At 68.0% G+C, this 1,399-nt stretch carries 2 protein-coding genes; both read left to right on the top strand.

What is annotated here, in order from left to right; genetic code table 11:
* Nucleotides 1–165, top strand: a complete 165-nt coding sequence (locus AC1DWF_RS31990) for a response regulator transcription factor (protein WP_476842561.1) — start codon at nt 1–3, stop codon at nt 163–165.
* Between the two features lie 220 nt (nt 166–385).
* On the top strand, nt 386–1,399 hold a 1,014-nt coding region (locus AC1DWF_RS31985), incomplete at its 3' end, for a hypothetical protein (RefSeq protein ID WP_476842560.1).

Below are 1,399 nucleotides of genomic sequence, written 5' to 3'. Positions count from 1 at the left end.
CTGCTGGGACAGGGGCTCTCCAACAAGCAGATCGCACGCGGCCTCAATATCGCCGTCGCGACGGCGAAGAACCACGTGCATCGCATCCTGACCAAGCTCGCACTGGATCGCCGGGGCGACGTGGTGCGCCTGCGTGGGAGCCGGGTCTTGCCCAACAGGCAATGAACCTCGGTTCAATGTCCCCATGAGCCGTTCGTGAACCCTCGGAATGGGTGCGAGATGCGTTGGGAGGCGCCATGATCGCTTCGTGATGCTCCGGGGGATCGACCGTAAACTCGACTCTATGATCGAGGGCAACGCCGAACACGTCCTCGTTGCAGAATGAACGCTTTCAATACGGCGACTGGACGCAGGCAAGCGCGCAGCGCATCGGGGAGCTGAACATATGGCGGTGCTCATCGTTCCCGGTGTGCAGGTTCAGGCACGCTTTGACATAGTCCCCCCACTGCCCGCGGCCAGCGGCATCGTCGGAATCGCCGGGATCGTGGACCGCGTGCCTGCCGATGGTGGCCTGGTCGGCGTCACCCGCACCACCGAATTGCGCGAACTGCTCGGCCCTGGCACCGAGGCCAGCATGCCCGAAGCGGTCCATGCCCTCGCCAATGGCGCGGCGGAGCTGGTGGTTTCCGCCGTCACCGGCGGGGCCCGCGCGCAGACCGAATTGCGCAACACCGATGGCCAGGTCTGCGTTCGCTTGGTCTGCCGTTCGGCAGGCGGCTGGGGCAATGAGATGCGAGCCGACGTTCAGGCCGCCACCGGCGCCGACAATGCGCCGATCCGCGTGACGTTGCGCCTGCTGCGCGGCGGACGCGTGGCGGAGACCTTCAGCGATCTGCGCGTGGCGCCCGGGCAGCCGGATGATCTGTTCGAGACCATAAACCGCGGTTCGCGCCACGTCGTGGCGCTCGATCCCGGCTTCGGTGCCGGCACGCTGCCGGCCGATGGCGTCCTCGCATTCGCCGCCGGTGGGGMGCCGCTTCCGGTGACCGAGGCGGGCGGTGTGCGGGTGTTGCTGCAACTGTTGCCCGGCGATGGCGTCGACCCGACCGGGCTCAGCGTGCAGATCACGACCGGGGCCGGACGCATCGGGCTGCGCGTCCTGCAACGTGGGCTCCAGGAGAACTACACCGGCCTCTCCATGGATCCGGATGACGACCGCTATCTGCCTGATGTCCTTCTGCGCGAGGGGCGGCTTGTCCGCGCCCGGGTGCTTCCTTCGCTGGCCGAGGCTGCGCGGCTGCCGCGCGGCACCGATGCACCGCAGGATTTCGCCGGCGGCACATCACCCGGTGTCGCCGACTATCAGACCGCCATCGACCGGCTGGAGGATGATCCCCGCATCGACCTCGTCCTCGCCGCCTTCGAGGCCGCGCGCCCCGCCGGGGACGTCATACAGATC

This window comes from Aminobacter sp. P4_D5, assembly GCF_056401815.1.
Note: the sequence above shows the minus strand (reverse complement) of the source record. Positions and strands in the feature narration are given on the sequence as shown.